24 protein-coding genes are annotated in these 19,164 nt (G+C 31.1%); 4 read left to right on the forward strand and 20 right to left on the reverse strand.

What is annotated here, in order from left to right:
• Positions 1–3 precede the first annotated feature (3 nt).
• The 12 genes from HNP90_RS03220 to HNP90_RS03275 all read right to left on the reverse strand — a co-directional run bounded on the left by HNP90_RS03220 (position 4) and on the right by HNP90_RS03275 (position 8,456).
• Positions 4–1,509 (reverse strand): class I SAM-dependent DNA methyltransferase, encoded by a 1,506-nt coding sequence (locus HNP90_RS03220; protein WP_011976427.1) that lies wholly within the window; start codon positions 1,507–1,509, stop codon positions 4–6.
• Between the two features lie 93 nt (positions 1,510–1,602).
• Positions 1,603–2,481: a DUF5655 domain-containing protein gene (locus HNP90_RS03225; protein ID WP_011976428.1), complete on the reverse strand. Its 879-nt coding sequence runs from the start codon at positions 2,479–2,481 to the stop codon at positions 1,603–1,605.
• Positions 2,482–2,599: 118 nt separating this feature from the next.
• A complete protein-coding gene (locus HNP90_RS03230; RefSeq protein ID WP_011976429.1) occupies positions 2,600–3,574 on the reverse strand; it encodes a tyrosine-type recombinase/integrase in 975 nt (324 codons plus the stop codon).
• 9 nt (positions 3,575–3,583) lie between these two features.
• On the reverse strand, positions 3,584–3,844 hold the full coding sequence (locus HNP90_RS03235) for a DUF2540 domain-containing protein (RefSeq protein WP_011976430.1): 261 nt from the start codon (positions 3,842–3,844) through the stop codon (positions 3,584–3,586).
• Between the two features lies 1 nt (position 3,845).
• Positions 3,846–4,004, reverse strand: coding sequence for a hypothetical protein (locus HNP90_RS03240; protein ID WP_011976431.1), 159 nt, complete (start codon positions 4,002–4,004; stop codon positions 3,846–3,848).
• Between the two features lie 10 nt (positions 4,005–4,014).
• A complete protein-coding gene (locus HNP90_RS03245; protein ID WP_011976432.1) occupies positions 4,015–4,170 on the reverse strand; it encodes a hypothetical protein in 156 nt (51 codons plus the stop codon).
• A gap of 334 nt (positions 4,171–4,504) precedes the next feature.
• Complete coding sequence (locus HNP90_RS03250) at positions 4,505–4,735, reverse strand: hypothetical protein (protein ID WP_048060481.1); 231 nt, start codon at positions 4,733–4,735, stop codon at positions 4,505–4,507.
• 210 nt (positions 4,736–4,945) lie between these two features.
• Positions 4,946–5,290 (reverse strand): hypothetical protein, encoded by a 345-nt coding sequence (locus HNP90_RS03255; protein WP_011976434.1) that lies wholly within the window; start codon positions 5,288–5,290, stop codon positions 4,946–4,948.
• Positions 5,291–5,299: 9 nt separating this feature from the next.
• Entirely contained in the window at positions 5,300–7,306 is a 2,007-nt protein-coding gene (locus HNP90_RS03260) for an ATP-binding protein (protein WP_048060482.1), read from the reverse strand.
• 20 nt (positions 7,307–7,326) lie between these two features.
• Positions 7,327–7,854, reverse strand: coding sequence for a hypothetical protein (locus HNP90_RS03265; protein WP_011976436.1), 528 nt, complete (start codon positions 7,852–7,854; stop codon positions 7,327–7,329).
• 30 nt (positions 7,855–7,884) lie between these two features.
• The gene (locus tag HNP90_RS03270) at positions 7,885–8,151 is read right to left on the reverse strand and encodes a hypothetical protein (protein ID WP_011976437.1); all 267 of its coding nucleotides are present in this window, start codon (positions 8,149–8,151) and stop codon (positions 7,885–7,887) included.
• A gap of 107 nt (positions 8,152–8,258) precedes the next feature.
• A complete protein-coding gene (locus HNP90_RS03275) occupies positions 8,259–8,456 on the reverse strand; it encodes a DUF2080 family transposase-associated protein (RefSeq protein WP_011976438.1) in 198 nt (65 codons plus the stop codon).
• A gap of 184 nt (positions 8,457–8,640) precedes the next feature.
• Between HNP90_RS03275 and HNP90_RS03280 the strand changes: the two genes are divergently transcribed.
• A complete protein-coding gene (locus tag HNP90_RS03280) occupies positions 8,641–8,928 on the forward strand; it encodes a helix-turn-helix transcriptional regulator (protein ID WP_011976439.1) in 288 nt (95 codons plus the stop codon).
• Positions 8,929–9,525: 597 nt separating this feature from the next.
• On the opposite strand, the gene HNP90_RS03285 is transcribed toward HNP90_RS03280, so the two are convergent.
• Positions 9,526–10,584 carry a jacalin-like lectin gene (locus HNP90_RS03285; RefSeq protein WP_048060390.1) on the reverse strand — a complete coding sequence of 353 codons (1,059 nt, stop codon included), beginning with the start codon at positions 10,582–10,584 and terminating at the stop codon, positions 9,526–9,528.
• Between the two features lie 423 nt (positions 10,585–11,007).
• On the opposite strand from HNP90_RS03285, the gene HNP90_RS03290 reads away from it, so the two are divergent.
• Both HNP90_RS03290 and HNP90_RS03295 read left to right on the forward strand, forming a co-directional pair.
• Positions 11,008–12,519: a hypothetical protein gene (locus HNP90_RS03290; RefSeq protein WP_011976441.1), complete on the forward strand. Its 1,512-nt coding sequence runs from the start codon at positions 11,008–11,010 to the stop codon at positions 12,517–12,519.
• A 1-nt stretch (position 12,520) separates the two neighbouring features.
• On the forward strand, positions 12,521–12,820 hold the full coding sequence (locus HNP90_RS03295; protein ID WP_011976442.1) for a hypothetical protein: 300 nt from the start codon (positions 12,521–12,523) through the stop codon (positions 12,818–12,820).
• 40 nt (positions 12,821–12,860) lie between these two features.
• Here HNP90_RS03295 and HNP90_RS03300 read toward each other — a convergent pair whose 3' ends face one another.
• The 4 genes from HNP90_RS03300 to HNP90_RS03315 form a co-directional block, all read right to left on the reverse strand.
• Entirely contained in the window at positions 12,861–13,169 is a 309-nt protein-coding gene (locus HNP90_RS03300) for a nucleoside triphosphate pyrophosphohydrolase (RefSeq protein ID WP_011976443.1), read from the reverse strand.
• Between the two features lie 2 nt (positions 13,170–13,171).
• Positions 13,172–14,140 carry an HNH endonuclease domain-containing protein gene (locus tag HNP90_RS03305; RefSeq protein WP_011976444.1) on the reverse strand — a complete coding sequence of 323 codons (969 nt, stop codon included), beginning with the start codon at positions 14,138–14,140 and terminating at the stop codon, positions 13,172–13,174.
• Positions 14,141–14,243: 103 nt separating this feature from the next.
• Positions 14,244–15,221, reverse strand: a complete 978-nt coding sequence (locus HNP90_RS03310) for a DNA-methyltransferase (RefSeq protein ID WP_011976445.1) — start codon at positions 15,219–15,221, stop codon at positions 14,244–14,246.
• 108 nt (positions 15,222–15,329) lie between these two features.
• Positions 15,330–15,557: a hypothetical protein gene (locus HNP90_RS03315; protein WP_011976446.1), complete on the reverse strand. Its 228-nt coding sequence runs from the start codon at positions 15,555–15,557 to the stop codon at positions 15,330–15,332.
• A gap of 168 nt (positions 15,558–15,725) precedes the next feature.
• Here HNP90_RS03315 and HNP90_RS03320 point away from each other — a divergent pair, with 168 nt between their 5' ends.
• Positions 15,726–16,100, forward strand: a complete 375-nt coding sequence (locus HNP90_RS03320; protein ID WP_011976447.1) for a hypothetical protein — start codon at positions 15,726–15,728, stop codon at positions 16,098–16,100.
• A gap of 103 nt (positions 16,101–16,203) precedes the next feature.
• Here HNP90_RS03320 and HNP90_RS03325 read toward each other — a convergent pair whose 3' ends face one another.
• The 3 genes from HNP90_RS03325 to HNP90_RS03335 all read right to left on the reverse strand — a co-directional run bounded on the left by HNP90_RS03325 (position 16,204) and on the right by HNP90_RS03335 (position 19,147).
• Complete coding sequence (locus tag HNP90_RS03325; protein WP_048060391.1) at positions 16,204–17,286, reverse strand: metallophosphoesterase; 1,083 nt, start codon at positions 17,284–17,286, stop codon at positions 16,204–16,206.
• A 192-nt stretch (positions 17,287–17,478) separates the two neighbouring features.
• Entirely contained in the window at positions 17,479–18,033 is a 555-nt protein-coding gene (locus tag HNP90_RS03330) for a recombinase family protein (RefSeq protein ID WP_011976449.1), read from the reverse strand.
• 163 nt (positions 18,034–18,196) lie between these two features.
• Positions 18,197–19,147 (reverse strand): lysylphosphatidylglycerol synthase transmembrane domain-containing protein, encoded by a 951-nt coding sequence (locus tag HNP90_RS03335; RefSeq protein WP_011976450.1) that lies wholly within the window; start codon positions 19,145–19,147, stop codon positions 18,197–18,199.
• Positions 19,148–19,164: the final 17 nt, after the last annotated feature.

Below are 19,164 nucleotides of genomic sequence, written 5' to 3' on the forward strand. Positions count from 1 at the left end.
ACCTTAAATTTCGTACCCCAGTTTTTTCAAATTCTCTTTTATCCGTTTGTCAAGAATTTCCCCTTCTTCAAACGTCTTTTTAAGTTCAGACACTAAACTTTCCATTTTTTCTTCAAATGGTATGCCGTCATCTTCCTCTTCTTTAAATCCAACATATCGACCAGGTGTTAAGATAAAACCCTGTTTTTCAATATCGGAAATATCTGAAGATTTACAAAATCCAGGAACATCTTCATAACCTTCACCATTTCTCCAGGAATGATAAACGCCTGCAATTTTTTTAATATCTTCTTCAGTAAGAGATCTGTTTTTCCTGCTTATCATTTCCCCCATTTCACGAGCATCGATAAAGAGAGTTTCCCCTTTTCGAACCTCTTTTCCACGTCTTATAAACCATAAACATGCAGGAATCTGTGTGTTATAGAATAACTGAGAAGGAAGCGCAACAATTGCATCAACAAGCCCTGCATTAATTATATTGGTTCTGATTTCCCCTTCGCTTGATGTATTTGATGACATCGAACCGTTTGCAAGAACAAAGCCTGCAATTCCAGTTGTTGAAAGGTGGTGGATCATGTGTTGAACCCATGCAAAGTTTGCATTACCTGTTGGTGGAACTCCGTGTTTCCATCTTTTATCATCAGTAAGCAGATTTCCTCCCCAGTCACTGATGTTAAATGGCGGGTTTGCAAGAATAAAGTCAGCCTTCAAATCAGGGTGTAAATCATTGTGGAAAGAATCCCCAAATTTAATATCTGCTTCAATACCTCGAATCGCAAGATTCATGTTTGCAAGTTTCCATGTTGTCGGGTTTGATTCTTGCCCGTAGATTGAAATATCGTTAATTTTTCCAGAATGTTCAATTACGAACTTTTCACTTTGAACAAACATTCCACCAGAACCACAGCAAGGGTCGTATACCCTTCCTTTGTAAGGTTCAATCATTTCAACGAGTAATTTTACAATGCAGTCAGGAGTGTAAAATTCACCACCTTTTTTACCCTCAGCACTTGCGAATTGCCCTAAAAAGTACTCGTAAACTCTACCAAGTATATCTTGTGAGTGCTCCCTGTCGATTAAAGTTATACGTCCGATTAAATCAACAAGTTCACCAAGTCTCCTTTTATCAAGTGTCGGGTTTGCATATTCTTTTGGCAAAATTCCTTTTAATCTTGAATTTTCCTTTTCAATTAATTCCATTGCGCCATCAATAACAACTCCAATAGAGTCTAATTTAGCACGTTCTTGGATGTATTCCCATCGAGATTCTTTTGGAACCCAGAATACACTTTTTCCATGAATGTTTGATTTGTATTCATCAGGGTCTTCAGGGTCTGCCCCGTCTTTAACTTCCAAAAGTAACTGATTATATCTCTCTTCAAACGCGTCTGAGATATATTTTAAAAAAATAAGTCCTAATACGACATTACGATAATCTGAAGCGTTTATATTTCCTCTTAATTTGTCTGCTGCCTTCCAGAGGTCTTCTTCAAAGCCTAATTTTGCCATTACGCCCACCTTATAACTAAAAATAATATAATTATATTATAAATTAAGACTATAAAAAGGGTTTATATATTAATTTAAAAAAGAAAGGAAAATTTAAAGGTTTTTCTCGTAACTTTGTTTAATTAATTCCATTGCATAAGGAATATCTTCTTCTTTTTCGATTTTTAAAGAAGTACAGCCTGAACCCCAATGACCCTTATAAGATACATCTTCCGAAATATCCTTTGGATCTTCAAGTATGTCTTTATTAATATTAATGTAAGCTCTTAAACCGTTTTTCTGAACAACGAACTCACAAAAATTCTTATCAAGAGTATAAGCGATATATAATTTCTTTATTTTTTCAGAAATATTTTCATCAAGTTTTAAAATTTCATCCCGAACTAGATAATATAAATTTACAATATTTTCAGGTTTTCCTGCCAAGTGGTGGTCTATTTCATACGTCTGATAAGTTACTCTTGATTTATGGCGAATAGCTTTTTCTTTTTCATCTTTTGCAAGGTTTATTCTCTCGATATGTAACACTTCATCATCATAAATCATGTATTTCCAGAGCTCGATATTTCCAGAAAACTGGTTTACTGCGTAAGTGTCATATTTAGAATAAGATTTTGCAACAAGAATAACACGCGGAGAATCCCATGAAACTTCCATTTCAACACCGGCTTTATTTAAAACCTGTTCAAAATCTCCCTTGTGGTCAATAAGCCAGTCAAGATAAAATAACCCTTGAGTAATTATGTTTTCGCTTTCAACCTGTTTATATTCAATAATTACAGGATTTCCTTCAAAATCAATTCCTAACGTATCCATACGGCCGCCCGTAGTTGTCGGGTATTCAGACCTTAAAAATTTAACACCAAATATTTCTTCAAGGTTGTTTTCACACAAATTTTGAATTTTTCTCTCAATATTCTTCGTTGAATTCATTTTTTCAACAGATTTTCCAGAAATTTTAAACAATGACATGAATTTCCCCCTAAATTAATTAAAATTTCGTAAAAATAACATAATTATATTATAAAATAAGCCTATAAAAAGAGGTACTTTTTAATTTTAAATTGAATGAAAACAATTTTAAAAAAGATTAAAGTAATTTTTGAATATTATCAAGCATCCCATCTTTTCTTTCTTTTGAATGCGAATAATAAAGCGTTGTTTCAAGGGACCTGTGGCCCAGGATCTCTTTTACAACATCGATTGGAACACCTTTATCTAAAAGATCAGTCGCTCTTCCATGCCTTAAGCTGTGGATTACAATTCTTTTACCTTCAGGAATTACCCCTTCTTCTTTTAATTTTCGAACTGCTTTTTTGAATACATTTGTGATCCAGTCGAGTTTTACACGTTTACCGTTTTGTATCATTTCATTTTGGAAGATATAATCGTTTGAATCCCTTCTGATGTTTTCTTTTATATAATCCCGCACTATTTCAACGGTTTCCTCTGCAATAACGACAGTTCTTTCTTCGTAAGTTTTTGTATCTCTTATTCTAAATCGCCCTTTTTCAAAATCACAATCTTTGTACCTTATGCTTAGTGCTTCAGACCGCCTGCAACCAGTTTCCCAGAGTACTCTCACGATAAGCGCATCCCTAAGTCTTGTCCTGCTGTTACTGAGGATTATCTCTTTTATTATCCTGTTATAGGTATCAAAATTAATGGTATCGTAGTGTTTTTTTTCGAATTTTGAAAACCTTTTTCTTTCAATGCTTTCTCGCTCGAATTCTTTAAAATTATCATATTTTAAAAGCCTGTAGAATACTTTTAAAAGGTTAAAATACCTGTTTTGTGTTCTTACAGTACAGTTTCTACGGTTATTTAACATATTGAAAAATATTACAAAGTCATGAGTACTTAGTGTATATGGTTCTTTTTTAGCATCTTCACAAAAAGCTAAAAACACTTTTAAAGACGTTATATCGTTTTTTATGGTTGAAGGTTTAATATTATCAAATTCCCTTTCTTCGCGGAATTTCATTATGTACTTGTTTTGTTCTTCAGTTGCTACTACAGGATCAGGTTTTGTTCCATAAAGCAACTTTTTCTCTAATTCGTTCATAATTGGCCCTTAATTTTCGTTTATAAGTCCTTCGCGGTTCATTACAATGTAGCAGTTCATTAAAAGCGATGTAGCTTTGCCATGCTTTTCAACGATTTTTTTCTCAATATCGGAAAGTGAAAGTGTTTTTCGATACTGTTTTTTTGGTTCTGTTGCTTTTCTTAATATATCTGGAGAAACTGCGTTCATATCTTCTACTTTATGAAGGATGTATCGTGCAGTTCTCCGATCAACATTTTCAATAAGTCCGAGAGTTATCGTATCACTCATCTTATTCACCATCCATTTCAGCTAATTTTTCTTCATACTTTTTCTTTCTTATTTTGAGACTTTCAATAAAGTTTTCAAATCGTTCAATCTGTTTTTCAGTGTCTTTTATTCTATTTTCAATCATTTCTCTTGGTAATTCAGCATCTTCTATTGAAATCATGAATTATCACCTATCTGTAAAAGATTTTATCGTCATTTTCTTCAACGATTTTTTCAAGCTCTTTAAGCACTTTTTCGAGTGCTTTTTTGTTAATCAGTCTGCCTTTTGGGTCCACTTCGACCTGAAGGTTTAAAAGTCCATATTTCCAGTAAGAATAAGAGTCCACTTTTTCAACCTCTGCTGATGATCTGTTTGCATTTTCCGAACATTTCCGAAACTTTTATAAATGAAAAATTTAAATTAATGTCGGGAATGGGAACACGACCACACCGTGCACTTTATTTTTAAATTTGATCATTTTCTAGATCTAAACTATTTTTATAGATCTTTTAAATGATTTTTAAACATTTTAAAGGATTATTTGGTCTTAATTATGAATAATTTTAAATATTATAACTTGATATTGCTATTTGGGGTAAATTCGGATCTAAATTTGTACAATTCGCATCGTACAAACTTTTAGATTTTTAAATATCCTCAGTCTGATCCCATTATTTTTTTCATGCATTCATGTAGTCAATTCGTTCGATTTTGAAAGTTTTTGCTCGTTTTCTGTTGGTTTTCATGTCGATTTTTCTCTTGATTTTTAAAAAATCAGGGCGGTTTAATACTTTTAAAGTACAATTTTCATCTTTTACAAGTTCAGAAATTCTTATTAATTCTTTTTTACCGTTTGCTACCCCATAGCTTTCAGTAATTCTGTCTTTTTGAATAATATAGTGAAATTTCACTGTTTTCACCCCTTCATAATTTACCTGATTTGTCGAAACATAACCTTTAAATTCAAAGTGTACTTTGTTACTGTGGGGCCACAGCATTCAAGGGAGTATATTCGTAATCTCACAACCACGACTTTTAACGTATATTTATCTTTTGAAGACTGTACGGCCTTTTTAATAACTACCTGAACAAAATTTCTTTTTTTAATCGCATTTTGCAAATTAAACAGAAAATATGATTTTTCCTTCAATTTTACCGTTTAATACGTCTCTTGCTTTTTTAACGAATTTTTTTAACTGTTTAGATTCTTTTTTGAAGTATTCCTGTTCAACATCGAGTAATTCTGAAATATTTTTTTCGAAAACTTCATCATTTGCTAATTTTTCTTCCATGTAGGAAATCGCTTTTTCGCAGTTTACTTCAGAATACATTTCTTCAGTAGCAATCTCAATCATTTCCCAGTAACTTCCTTCAAACTTCCAGAAAACGTTTGAATCATTGTAAGAATCTCGAAAATATCCAAGATTGTTTCCTATTTTATCTTCAATGTAAAGATCTGCTCCCATATTCCCACCTTAAATTATTCGGTACATTCCGGTTTTTGGCTCGTCAATGTCGCCGTTAGTTATTAATTTTTTAATAGCTTCTTTTAATATGGCTTCTTTCATTTTCAGGGCTTCTAAAAGGTCATCGTATAAAACAAGATCTTTAATACTTCCCAAATCTTTTATTGCATCATAAACTTCTGTTAGTCTGGACCGTTCCTTTTTAGAAACACCCATTATTTTATCAACATCGTATTGGCCGGTTTCTGGGTCAAATGCAGTTTCTTTCAATGATTCGTTGATTAATTCAACAGCTTCGAGTGCATCTTCACATGTTACTTCTGTTTTCAGCCTTGCTTTTGCAATCGCTTCTGAAAGCCTTATTGCAGCTTCAAGCTGTCTTGCGGTAATCTGGACGACCCCTTTTCTCATTTTCAGGTAGTAATCTGTCAAGATATTTTCAGCTTCATCGGTGATTTTTGGCTCGAGCTGTCGTGCATAGGTGATATATTTACAGATAAATCCAAAATCAATCTCGATATCATCAATAACTTTTGATGTAAGGTCAATTTCCTTATCTTTGCCTTTGTCAAGGTGTGCTCGATGAATACTTATTATATGGTGTGCAATTCCGCGGTCTTTTGTTCTATCTGGTTCATCAATCAGCGGGAAAATCAAATCAAACCTGCTCAGAATTGGCGGTGAAATATTGATCTGTTCCATGATCGACACATTTGGGTCAAACCTACCCCATCTTGGGTTTCCCGCTGCAAGAACTGCACATTCTGAAGGCAACTTTGTATTAAGTCCACCTTTACTGATGTGAATGGTTTGAGATTCCATTGCTTCGAGAAGATTTTCATGTAACTTCTTATTCGTTGCAAACTCGTCGATACAGGCGGTTCCACCGTTTGCTTTAACCAAAAGCCCCGGTTTTATGACGTAGGTGTTATCACCGATTTCGGTTTTTTCCTGGACGACTGATGCAGTCAAACCGACACCTGAAGCCATGTTCACAGAGCCGTAGACGTTTCCCGGAATCTTAGCAATTTTTCTTAATGAAAGTGATTTTCCAGTTCCGGGGTCAGTAATCAATAAAATATGGCTGTCATTTCGCTTGTTTCCCTTTTTAACCCCTTTAACTTGCTGGAGGAAAACTGCTTTTTTAACAGTCATGTATCCTTTAAGGTCTGGAATCAGCCGATCTGCTAAAATTTCGATAACATTTTCATTTTTAGCAATTTTTTCAAAAGATTCGATTTCATTTTCAGTAAAATCCGATTCTAATTTCTCGCTTACAGGTTCGCAGTGAATTCCAGAAAACACGAGGTCGTACATCGGAACTTTCTTGTTTCTCTGGATTTTTATAGGAATTCCCGTAACTTTTACTCGCCCAGTGTAAAAACCGGGACTGTTTTCAAGTAGCACTGTAATAAACTTTGGCGGTTCTTCAGGGTCCGACATCAGGTCAAGAGGTTGCTGGAGCTTTAATTCCTGAAAGTTTACGTATTTTGTTTCGGAATCGTCTTCCAGCAACATCATATTTTGAGCACATTTCGGACAAACCGGTTCAAACTGTGCTTCGAAAGGCTTTTCAATATATTCAATTTTCTTTTCACCACAGCTCGTGCAGATGTGAACGCCCCGTTTTAACGCCATTTTGATTTTAGTTGCAAGAACGATTATTCCTTCAACTTCGAGAAGCCGGCCGTGCGTTTCAACGTTTATGTCTTCAATCGTGACGACTTTTCCGCTCTTTTTGTTGATGGTGTCAGGCAGATTGTAGATTGAAAGCACAAAATGCGGTTTATCTCCTTTGACTGAATAGTAAGCTTCAGTGTATGCTTCTTCTAACAGATTTACCGCTTCTTTTGGTTCTTCTTCGAGATAGTTTACGAATTCAAAACCATAATTTTCGTAGATATTTTTGATATCGACTTTTACACGATACTTTTCAATCCTGAAATCGTCTAAATGGTACGCTTTTAGATAATCAACGAGATAAAGCCTTAATTCATGAATTTTTTTATCATCCATAACTTTTTCACCCCCTTTTCTCACGTTGCTCCCGATTTAACTTTTTCAAATTCGCTTTCTACTGTTGGCTCGTAATCAACAAGCCCTAAAAGCGTGTTTATTTCATTTCTGACTACAACGCCCTTTTTAATTATCATTGGTCTAGCAAGTTCTCTCGTTTCGTCTGGAGTTGTTCTCCAGTCTTTTAACCACTTCTGAAGCCACGAATAGGTCTGGTCTTCGGAACTTTCTGGAAGAATCGCGTTTAATTTTTCAATTTCAAGATCCCGTTTTGAAAGGTCCTGATTTTTTAAAGCGATTTCTTTTTTCAATTCTAAAATTTCAGCGTCTTTTTTTCCGAGTTCTTCTGCATAATCTCTTAATTTTTCGTAAACACCGATATTTTCAAAGATTAAATTTATCATCTTCCGGAAAGTTTTGTTTTTGTCCATGTTCCAGCGTTTTGAAATTTCTTCAAAGCGTTCGTAGTCTTCGAGGGTTTCACCATTTCCGGTTTCTAGATCGGTATGGAGCCGTTTATGTGGTTTTAAAACTTTCCCTCTGCCCAAAATAACGCCCCCGTTTTAAATAATTCATATTTAACACTGATAAATCAAATCAGAAAGTTTTGAATTTATGATTACGTTTGCACCGTAGTAAATGCCACATAAAAATTCAAAAGCCGCTCTAAGATCTTCATATTTCATTTCGTCTAACTCTCCAGAAAACTTGTCTTTGATCTGTAACGTAATGCCTTCTTTAGTAATTGCGCCGCAAACTGAAACAGTCTTGACATCTGTGTTAATAAGCTCGATATGACTTTCAATATATTTTATCAATTTTTCTTTTTCAGAATTTTCACACATTTTTTTCACCAATTTTATAATAATATATTATTTTAATTATAATTAAATTATAATAATATATAAATTTTAGTGTTAATCTGCACAATATTTAGACATTTTTGCAAATTTTAACTTTCAGATTTTCTGTTGAAACATGCTTCAATTTCGTCATCGTCATCAATAACCGTTAAAAATGCTTTTTTTCCGATGTATTCATAAGGAACTGAAACATCGAGAGTTCCTGAATTTCCAATCGCTTTTATAACGCCTGAAAATGTCGGGTACATTTTTCTTGGTTTTCGCCATGATTTTTTTCTAATCTTCATATGATACCTCTTTTCACTTTTGAGTATTTACGCACTTTTGCAAGTAATAATTTAATTTACCTCATATTTATTCTTTACGCATAATTGAGTTAATAATCAAAAATAAAAAAATATTCAATAGTGTGTGTTAATGTATTATATCTTTAATTAGCAGAATTGTATTATAAAGCAAAAAGGTAAGTCCATGGTTACAAGAGTTCTTTTTAAAAAACACGTCCGAGAAGTTTTAGAATTGCTCGGAAAACATGATGAATTATATTTTAGTGAAATTAGTGAACTTTTGGGCGTTCATCAGGGCAGTTTAAGTAGAGTAATGAAAGAATTAACTGATGAGAAGTTTATTGAAAAAAGAAAAGAAGAAAAAGACGTTGCTTTACCCAAGGCATATTATGCTTTGACTGAAATCGGTAAGACTGCGTTGGAAATCTATGATATTGTAAATAAAATGGAAAAAATGCAAAAAGAACTTTAAAAAATATATATTTCTATTTTTGTCCAAAAATGTTTTTGGGATTCACAGGTTTTACGACCATTAACACAGGTTAAACCATTATTTTATAACATAATCTATTTTGTTATCTTTTTCGGTTATTCGGACATAATAACCGGCTTAAAAAATACCTTATAAGAAGGAAAATTGTTATTTATTTTTGTGTGTCCGGACAAAAATACTCTTCGGGATATTATTATAGGGTGTTTTTTTTAGTTTTTAGTTAAAAATAGTATTTTATTTATATATTAATTATTTTTATTTGGGATTAAGTGTTATTTTATGGGCTGTTTTTCTTAAATGGTTTAATTTGCGGATTTATTTTTGTGCAGATTTGTTTTATTTTTGTGGAAAAATGATTTTGGCATAACTTAGAAAAAAACTAATTATTCTTTTTAAGTTATTTTAAAACCCTGTTTCAAAATTGCAACAAAAATTGCATTTTTGAAACATGTTTCAAAGAATTTTTTGTTATTAAAATGAACTATTAAAAACTCATTAAAAAAAATAATTTTACAGGTGTAAAATATCCTGTAAAATAATATTAAAATATTTCTATAATGAAAAATAAAACATGGGCTACAATTTTTCATTTTTTGAGCATGTTTCAACCTGAGTATAAGTAATTCCATTATATAATCCCGTCATTTTGAACGATTTCGACTCACCATCCTTTGTAACAATTTTTAAATCTCCCGACATATCAATACCTGGAAGTGAACCCCTCCTAGTGATCGCGACCAGATTTATGGATTCCCCGGGTTCCAGAGTTCCCTCTGTATCCCAATTAAGCTCTTTAGACTCTTTTTCCGACCTTTCTAATCTAGTTTCAGCACCTACTTTCCACCCATACTTACCGTCTACTTCAACTACTTCAGGAACACCTGCTTTAACGCTATATTCTCCAAAGAGTTCAACATTAGAGGTGCTGCTCCATGTATGTTCAAACGTTTTATTAATGGAATCTCCAAACTTCCAAGAAATAGTATGATCTGAAGTGTTATGGCCCAAATATTCGTCTAGGTAGACAGGCATGATACCTGTTGTTTCAAACTTAAGGGTCGGATAGATCACATTTTCCAAAATCATTTCTTTAATTGGTTTTATAAATATGAAGCCGATTCTATCAACATCAGCCCCCGATCCCCCTTCAATTCCTACCAAAATACCGGAACCAACATTTACAGGAAATTCAGTTTTACCCTTACATTTTCCAGTATCCACCGTAATTCCGTTTGATGTCTTGAATAGGATTCTACCAGCACGCAGTTTTTTTGGGTTTCCACAATCCCACAATGACATACTTTCGATTTTTTCACCTGGTTTAAATACATACTCAGTATGCACATTCCCATGCGATTCCCCACACATTTTTGTCGTGATTCCATCGGTAAATGTCACTTCAAGTGCCTTAATAATTCTATGCTTATCAAGTGAATCTATCCATACTCTTATACTATGTATAACAGAACAGTCATTGCCAAACTGGCGGAACGGGTGTCCCCCATGGCCTGCATATTGAGTAGGTTCATAAATAGTCATGTTTACCCCCTGATTTATTTTATTATATTTTTCCCAATCCCTATCTAGTATAGGGCTAAATTTTTGTAATTTGATCCCCAATGACTTGTTGCCCATACTTCCCCAGCATATCCCCTTTTCCTGACAATTCTTTCAAACCCATTTACAAAAATAGTCTATTTTTGTATGCAGTTAATTAACAAAACATACATTAAAGGAAAAATATGATAAATGATTTGTATTTTAAACTATATCTATTTTGTTGTATACCTGTCAACGGTTTAATCATAATAACCTCGATTAAAATATTAAATTTTCGGTATGAATTAAACAATTTTAAATTTCTTGAAAAAAGTGAACTCTTTTAAATTTTTAGTATTTTTGTGCAGATTTGTTTTATTTTTGGGGAAAAATACTACTAAATTTATCAATATGATTAAATCGAAAGGATTAAATTATCTGCAAGACTATGTATCTATAATTATTCAAAAATAACTTAAATATTCAAATTAACTTTTTTAGTTCTTTTGGGGGATTATTGTGGTCGAAGATAAAAAAATATGGTTAAAAATCGATGGGGAACATGTTGTAGACCATAATATTGACATAAAAAAATTTGCAAAAATATTAGAAACTTTTCAACAGATTGCATATAAATTAAGACCTGGTGAACAAGCGCCTGAATTATATCAATTTTATTTAAATGATATCAAACCAGGTTCCGCTGATGTTTGTGTGACTGTATCTAAAACTTTTGCGGGAGACTTAAATAAGTCTTACAATGAATTAAATAAATTTTATTCAGGAATAAATGATTCTGAAGATATTGAATCTTTAAAAGACCACGTAGATAATAGTATCATTGAAGGAGAGCCTAATAAGCTGGTATCTAATTTAAAAGACCTATGGCCGAAAGATAATGAAATAATGGGAATCGCATTATCCAAAGAACAGCCTAAAGATATTTCAGAATATATTTTATTCAAACCTGAAGCGAAAAAAAATATTAATGAATTATATAATGAGTATCACAAGCCAGTCAGAAAAAAAATGCATGGTATTTTGAGCAGGATCGCAACAGATATCGACCAATTTGGATTTTTAACATCTAAAAAAGATTTAATAAAAGGGAAATTTAATTTAAATCCTGAATTAAAAGACGCATTACTCGAAAATATGGAAAAACCTGTGGAAATAAATGGGGAGTATGACAAAGCCAACAAAAAATTTGTTAAACTTTACTCCGTTTATCCATCCAACCAGATCTTTATGGACTCAATAGGGGAAATTTCATTGCAAGGTCGAACTGAAAAAATATATGATAAAATTAACTCATATTTTGACAGCATTATTTTTAAAACTGAACAAACTACTCTGGAAAAAGTTTTTGAAGATAAGACAGTGGTTTTTGATAAACTTATGCATGATTTGAAATCGTCATTGGAATTCCAACACAGTTCCGAAGAACGAAAAGAAGCTCTTTCAGATTATTTTGAGGTTTTAGAATTAATTTTAAATAACTATAAGCCAACAATGAATGAACTTTTGAAATCTGCAAAAGATATATTTAATGACGAAATTGTAAGCATTTTAGCCCCAATCCCTGAAAGAATGATTAAATCTGGAAAAACAAAATACATTGGCAGTTTAACCACTTATGATGAACTACTTAAAATGTATGTCAGTAGACTAGAAAGTAAACTTGAAAGTTTGGAAGATGAATTACTAGCATTGTCGAAAAAAATCAATAGGGCGGATTGTCCCGAATTTGATGTTAAACGTACTGAAACGATATCTGGAGAATTTATGGGCTACAAACTAAAAAAAGAAATGTTATTAAATGTTTTATATATCAAAAATGAAGAAATCTGGGAAATTTCATTTAATGATTTAAATTTATTTGGAATTGGTGACACTTACGAATTAGCAAAAGAACATTTTGAATTATCTTTTGAAACATTAATTGACGGGTACCTAAAATATCCTAATGAAAAATTAAGTAAAGATGGATTGGAATTAAAAAACAGACTAATAACATATTTAGGGGAATAATATGGGGAATAGTTACAAAATAAGAAAAGTTAAATCATCAATGAAGAAAAAAGGTTTTGAAGAAGAAAATGGGGGTAATCATCTTAAGTATTATTTTCAAGATGAAAATGGTAATAGAACGTCTGTTTTTACCGTTATGAGCCATTCGTGGCTTGAATTAAAGGACCCATATATTAGTAAAATATCCAAAGAACTGAATTTTGATGATAAAAATCAGTTTGAAAAATATATTGAATGTACTTTTTCAAAAATTGATTATATCAATGTTTTAAAAAAGAAAGGGATATTAACCAAAGAATAATTTTGTACATTTTTAATTTATTTTTGCACAAAAATAAAATTTATTCAACAATATCTAAAATAACCCTTTCACTAAACCCGCCGCGTTCATTTAGCTTTTTTATTCTTTCTTCTTCAATTTCTTTTAAATCAAATCCGTAAAATTCGCAAATTGCATTTATTACTTCAAAAATATCTGCTAATTCTTCAATTGATGGATTTTCACTAAATTCTGTCGCTTCTTCAATTAATTTTTCATTTAATTTTATTTTAAATTCTTCTTCGTCTGCAGTATGGATTAAAGAAATTTTACCTTCTTCAAAAATAATATCCGGAATTTTATCCCGCACAAGTTTTCCATATTCAACCATATCTATCCCCTCGAAGAAATCCAGAATTTTTTAACGTAGTCTTTCTCAATTGCAAGTTTTAATTCGTCAACTCGCTTACCTGTTTTATTATTTTCTTTTAATTTTTCAAGTAAGAGTTTATTCCTAAGTTCTAATGCATTTATTATATTTTCATCTGGAATTCGATTCGATTTACGTGAATTTTCAGATTTATCACAGTATACTAAGTTCCATATATCGTCAGAATACATAAAAGACCATGGAATCACGTGATCTATTGTACAATCTTCATCATTCAGTTCTTTTCCGGAGTAAAAACAGTATCTCTTACCATCATCAAATTCATAGTCCAAATATTCTTTAAATTTATTTAAAACATCTCTTTTAATTTTATTTTCGTCAATTGCCCTTACTTTTGAAGAAATTCTTGGAGAATGATTGAAACTTTCAAGCATCTGGGTCCAGCGGTAGTTTATCAATGGAAGTAAAAAATCAGAATACTTTTTTAAAAGTTTAGCATTTTCTAACGATAAAATTACAGTATTTTCGTTTAATTCGTATAACTGATAAGTTTCACCGCCCAAATTCATAAATCGCCATGAAACATCCTGTCCAAGAGTTTTAACAATTCTTTTAATCGTTTTATTTCTTTCATTTTCTATTCCAAAACCTTCAAAAATAATTTTTTCGTAATGTTCTGGAAAATAATCTCCTTTTAGGTTATGATACAAATTAATGAGTTCTTTAGTATATTTCAAAACTTCAGGAATCTTTTTTAAATTTGAACCCTGGATTAAATCAAAGTAAATCGTCTGGTCCCAATAATATTTTAAAAATAGTTCTGCAATTTTTTCAAAAGGGATAACTAAATCTGAATCGATATTTTTTAAAGAGGCAGTTTCAACTAGGGCTTTTGCCCAAGCCATCTTATAAGTATTGTCAAAACTGCAATTCATAATAATATTGTTCCAATTTTTTATGTAATCTTCCAAATGAATCCCCCAATTCCATAGAATAAACCTTTAAAAACAGTATAATTTTATAATATATCGTATTTTCGATTTAAATTACAAAATAAAAAGGTAAAAATTAAATTTAATTTAATCTATTTTTCGCAATTTCAAAGTAATTTTCATCGATTTCAAACCCGATAAAGTTTCTTTCAAGTTCTTTACAGGTTACACATTCAACACCTGAACCTACAAATGGAACCAATACTAAACTTTCAGGTTTTGTTGTAGCTTCAATCAACATCTTTGTTAATTTGGGAGGTTTTTGTGTTGGATGATTATATTTTCTCGTGATATGACTTTCCTGAGAGAAAAATAAAACATCAGTGTGTTCAGAATTTACAAAGTATCTTCTCGAGCTTTCAAACTGATTCTTTAGTTCTTCGTAGTGCTTTCTAAATAACGGATATTCTTTCTCAAGTATTCCGTCCCCAATATGTTGTAATTTGGCATACGTTTTTTCTGATGGAAACGACCATTGGCTCCATGAGAAGTGATGCCTTGCCGGAGTTGTACTTTGCATGTATTCATCCATGAACCGAATAAAGTCCCCGTTTGTACTTAAATTATGTAATTTCATGATTTTTTCTTTTTCTTCCATGAAATATTCGATAATCGGTTTGAAAGTTTCCACATATTCTCGATACATCGGATTATTCAACGAATTATTGTTTTTTCTAAATTCATTTGAATAAAAAAGAATTCTTTCAGTAACTGGGGCAAAACACCTGTATCCTTTAATGTTTTTACGAGTTTGGCAGTCTGTTTTATGCCATACTAAATTATTTTCAAGGAAAAAGAGGTCGTCAAAAATAACTTGCTGGTATGCAATGTTTCTCGCATGGCCGTAAAGTAAAATACTGCCGTTTAACTTTAAAACTCGTTTAAATTCTTTCGCCATTTTTTCATGCAGGATTTTCCATTCATCAAAATTTAATTTAAAATCAAAATCTCCCTTGATGTTATAGTATGGCGGATCTGCAATGATTAAATCTACCGAATTATTCGAAAGTTTTTTGACACCTTCAAAAAAGTCCTGATTATAAATTTCATTTAATTCCATTAGTCTCACCAGTATTGTGCAATTATAGTTTTATTATAATATTATTATAATATAATAATTTTGCGGTGAGGTTAACGTGTAAAACAGTATAAAATTTAGAAATAATAATTATTCAAGTTCTTTTTTCAAATCTTCGAGCTGTTTTTTCTTCTGGAGTTGTTTAAGTTCCCATTCATCAGCGTTAAAAATAACAATACAATTCATTCCATCAATGGTCATGTGACGTTTTTCTATTTCATCTTCTCCAGGATTTAATACGTGGACGTGATCCTTGTCGGAATTGTCCATTATGATCCCGTGAGAACTTCCTATTCTTGAAAGTAGTTTTTTTGACATGTTTTCGCCCTTAATATTTTTCAGTCATAACAAGTGTTTCCAATTAATAGTATTACTACTAAATGCTATATATATGTTATTATTTGGTATATACCATGCTAAACATTATATACTAATTACATTATAATAAGGATATACCCAAGTTAAAACCAAATTAAGGGGAGTTTTATGAAAAATTGCGAGATAAATGTTGCGAGAGAAAGACTCAAAGAATTCCATGAAGGGCGAGACGGCGTCCCAGATATAATGAGAAATCGAACTCAGGGGGAATTAAGAGACTACTCCGGAAAAATAGTAAATATGCTTGATTATGAGATTTTAAAGAGCTATCTTTACAATACGTACTATTCTGTTTTTATCCTTGAAGAAGCTCCTGAAAAATATTTTTACGGCGGCAAGGTAATAACACATGAACTTTTAGATCATGAAGATGCAGGGCTTCACGTTGATGTTAAAAAAGCAGGAATGAAAGTTAAATTCACTGAAAAAGCACATAGTGATCCAAATAAAAACAATTACTTTGTTATGGATTATCTTGATTAAAATTACTCTTTTTTCTTTTTAAAAATAAAAAAATCAAAATTATAATTTTAAAAATTTTCTGACACGATTTATCTTCTTAACCGTGTCATCAGTAAGGATAAGATTATATGTTAAATGAAATGGTCTCATTTCTTGATAATACTTTATTTTCATCTAGATTTATTTCAATATTGGTTACATTGGGTCCAACTGGATTTACACACCAGCAACCTGAATTTGCATATACAAAGTTTTGACCAACGTTTAGCTGGTTCATATGGGTATGTCCAAATATAATTTTATCGGCACCATATAAATCAAATATTGATTGCGAATACCAAAATAATCCGCCAGTTTGAACTACATCAATAGAATTAGCAAAATTATCATAAATAAATTTATCTGATTGCTGATCTTTTGAAAGAGAAGGTAATAAGTTATCAATATAGAACCGATTAACAAAATCTCCAAATGATTCTAAAATATCGCCATAACCAAGTTCTGTGTCATCATTCATCTTACATTTCACTTTATTAATGTCATCTACATTAAATTGTATTTTAATATCATTTTTAAAACCCTCAATAAGCATTTGAGATATTTCTGAAAGAAAATCATTCGTTATTTTTTCATTTTTAGATTTTAAATCATAAATCATCTGTATTACATTGTATTTTGCAACATTAACAAAATGATCTTTTTGCATAGGGATTGTTTTTTTTGTATGATTTAATCTTGTTTTATAGTATCCGAGAGGATACTGGAGTATGGGATCATCACAAGGTCTTGGTTTTGGCTTAACATTGAACAAGTCAACACAATTCCCATGGTCTATGTATAATCTGTTTTGAATAATGTCAAGGCATAAATCTTTAGGATCAACCTGAATAATATCTTCGACACCAAGTTCTGTTAAGTCCAAGTCCATATCATGGTTACCATTAATGAACCATGTTGGGGTTTTTTTCGCTCGATTTATTATCTGATTCCATACCATTGAATTTTTGATCATATCCTCATAACTAGGTGGTTTCCTATTACAAGTTTGTGTCCAACTGTCCAACAGATCTCCTGCTATAACAATTATAGAGTCATTAAATCGGTTATCATCGTTAAAAAAAGAAATTAAAGGAAATGGATTCTTTACTGAATTATATCCGCCAAAATGTAAATCACTTACAACAAATACTTTATTGATCATCGTCATAATACCCCCCAATATTAGTTATATACTAAAGCTATTTTTATTGTTTTATTTTCGAATTAATTATTTGATTATTTAATTAATTCTTCGGAGTAATTATTAATGGGCTTTTCTCGAGTAGTTTTTTATTATAAAAAAATTTAAAAATTCTTAATTTTATAAAATACGTCTTATTATTCATTTTTTTTTTGAAATTTATTCCCGTTTCTCTAGATAATTATAAAGTGTAAACTTGCTGATTCCAGTAGCGTTTAAAATCTGTTTTATGGTATATTCTTTTGAATCATACATTTTTAATGCCATTTCGACTTTTTCAGAATCTATTTTAGGACGCCCGCCAAGTCTACCTCTTGAACGAGCAGCAGTTAATCCAGATTTTACTCTTTCAGAAATTAAATCTCTTTCAAATTCAGCCAATCCTGCAAAAATAGTAAATAATAATTTACCATGTGCTGATGTTGTGTCAAGCCAAGATTCCTTTAGACTTTTTATTTCAACGCCCAAAGATTTACAGCTTTCAACAATTTCAACTAGATCTTTTGTACTTCTTGAAATTCTTGTAAGTTCAGTTACCAGAATAATATCTCCTGAACGTAAAACTCCAAACATTTTATCAAATTCCGGACGGTTTCTTTTGGTTCCAGAGATCTTCTCTAAAAATATTTTTTCACAACCTGCTTTTTTAAGTTCATCGAGTTGTCTTTCTAAATTCTGGTCTTTTGTTGATACTCTTGCATAGCCAATTATCATAATATCACGTTTTGAAGTTTGAAAAGTCAAAGAAAAGTAAAATATTCATACTTTGATTTTATTACTGGGTTTTATAACCGAAAAATCGAAAAAAATTTAAGAATTTTAACAATTTAAAAAAAGTTAGAAAAACACATGTTTTTCAAACTTAGAAAATATGTCTCTATTTTTTTATTCCATACATAAAATGAGTAATACTTCCTAAAAATATGATACTAAAATAAGATATTACTCGATATAGCACGATAACAACAGAACTTTCTGTTATTCCCGTATTTTTAAGATTTAAAATAAATACTAAAGCATATTCTACAACTCCAAGGCCTGAAGGCGTAAATGGAATCGCCGTTAAGAGGGAACTTGATAAATCAGTAAATATCGAAAATAAAACATCAAAGTTCAATCCTATCGATAAAAATATGAAATATATCGTAAAGCCTTCAGTTATCCAGGAGATTAAAGAAAGTAAAAACAATTTTGGAATTGATCTTACTTTTAAAGTTCTAATTCCTTTTTCAAAATTAGTAAAAACATTTTTAATTAGTTTATTATTTATTTTATCCATGATTTTAGCATTTAATTTTAAAAAAATCAATGTAAATACAATTAATAATATAATTAACGCTATTCCATACTTCAAAGCTATGAATACTTCCACAGGTATATCGGAATTAAATGAAATAATACCAAAAATCAAAAGAAGTGGAATCATCGTCATTAAATCAAAAATACGTTCAACAAATACTGTTGCAAAACTCAAGGATATTGGAGCATTGTTTTTTTGTTTTAAAAGATAACTTCTGTAAATATCGCCTATCTTTGCAGGAATTATTGAATTTGCAAACATCGAGAGATAGAATATCAATATAGAATCTTTTAATTTAACTTCAAGTTCTGCATCGTTTAATAAAAGTTTCCAACGAATACTTTTTAAAAAAATAGATGCATAAAAACATCCAAATGCCACAAAAAACCAGAAAAAATTGGTATTTTTAATAGAACTCATCATTAAATAAAAATCAAGCTTTGAAAATATCCAATAAATTATCAAAAACGATATCAAAAATGATAAAAGCGTTTTTTTAGTTAACAACTGTTTTTTTAATGTGTCCAACTTCCCACACTACATTT

The sequence above is a fragment of the Methanococcus maripaludis genome (assembly GCF_013760955.1).
In the GTDB taxonomy this organism is placed as follows: Archaea; AGJL01; Methanococci; order Methanococcales; family Methanococcaceae; genus Methanococcus; species Methanococcus maripaludis_A.

What these genes read in the sequence shown, in the direction of transcription:
- HNP90_RS03220 (WP_011976427.1), bottom strand. Translation starts at nt 1,509, where the DNA reads ATGGCAAAATTAGGCTTTGAAGAAGACCTCTGGAAGGCAGCAGACAAA.
- HNP90_RS03240 (WP_011976431.1), bottom strand. Translation starts at nt 4,004, where the DNA reads ATGATTTCAATAGAAGATGCTGAATTACCAAGAGAAATGATTGAAAAT.
- HNP90_RS03325 (WP_048060391.1), bottom strand. Translation starts at nt 17,286, where the DNA reads ATGACGATGATCAATAAAGTATTTGTTGTAAGTGATTTACATTTTGGC.
- HNP90_RS03285 (WP_048060390.1), bottom strand. Translation starts at nt 10,584, where the DNA reads ATGGGCAACAAGTCATTGGGGATCAAATTACAAAAATTTAGCCCTATA.
- HNP90_RS03295 (WP_011976442.1), top strand. Translation starts at nt 12,521, where the DNA reads ATGGGGAATAGTTACAAAATAAGAAAAGTTAAATCATCAATGAAGAAA.
- HNP90_RS03260 (WP_048060482.1), bottom strand. Translation starts at nt 7,306, where the DNA reads ATGGATGATAAAAAAATTCATGAATTAAGGCTTTATCTCGTTGATTAT.
- HNP90_RS03275 (WP_011976438.1), bottom strand. Translation starts at nt 8,456, where the DNA reads ATGAAGATTAGAAAAAAATCATGGCGAAAACCAAGAAAAATGTACCCG.
- HNP90_RS03300 (WP_011976443.1), bottom strand. Translation starts at nt 13,169, where the DNA reads ATGGTTGAATATGGAAAACTTGTGCGGGATAAAATTCCGGATATTATT.
- HNP90_RS03270 (WP_011976437.1), bottom strand. Translation starts at nt 8,151, where the DNA reads ATGTGTGAAAATTCTGAAAAAGAAAAATTGATAAAATATATTGAAAGT.
- HNP90_RS03255 (WP_011976434.1), bottom strand. Translation starts at nt 5,290, where the DNA reads ATGGGAGCAGATCTTTACATTGAAGATAAAATAGGAAACAATCTTGGA.
- HNP90_RS03330 (WP_011976449.1), bottom strand. Translation starts at nt 18,033, where the DNA reads ATGATAATTGGCTATGCAAGAGTATCAACAAAAGACCAGAATTTAGAA.
- HNP90_RS03230 (WP_011976429.1), bottom strand. Translation starts at nt 3,574, where the DNA reads ATGAACGAATTAGAGAAAAAGTTGCTTTATGGAACAAAACCTGATCCT.
- HNP90_RS03235 (WP_011976430.1), bottom strand. Translation starts at nt 3,844, where the DNA reads ATGAGTGATACGATAACTCTCGGACTTATTGAAAATGTTGATCGGAGA.
- HNP90_RS03320 (WP_011976447.1), top strand. Translation starts at nt 15,726, where the DNA reads ATGAAAAATTGCGAGATAAATGTTGCGAGAGAAAGACTCAAAGAATTC.
- HNP90_RS03315 (WP_011976446.1), bottom strand. Translation starts at nt 15,557, where the DNA reads ATGTCAAAAAAACTACTTTCAAGAATAGGAAGTTCTCACGGGATCATA.
- HNP90_RS03280 (WP_011976439.1), top strand. Translation starts at nt 8,641, where the DNA reads ATGGTTACAAGAGTTCTTTTTAAAAAACACGTCCGAGAAGTTTTAGAA.
- HNP90_RS03225 (WP_011976428.1), bottom strand. Translation starts at nt 2,481, where the DNA reads ATGTCATTGTTTAAAATTTCTGGAAAATCTGTTGAAAAAATGAATTCA.
- HNP90_RS03310 (WP_011976445.1), bottom strand. Translation starts at nt 15,221, where the DNA reads ATGGAATTAAATGAAATTTATAATCAGGACTTTTTTGAAGGTGTCAAA.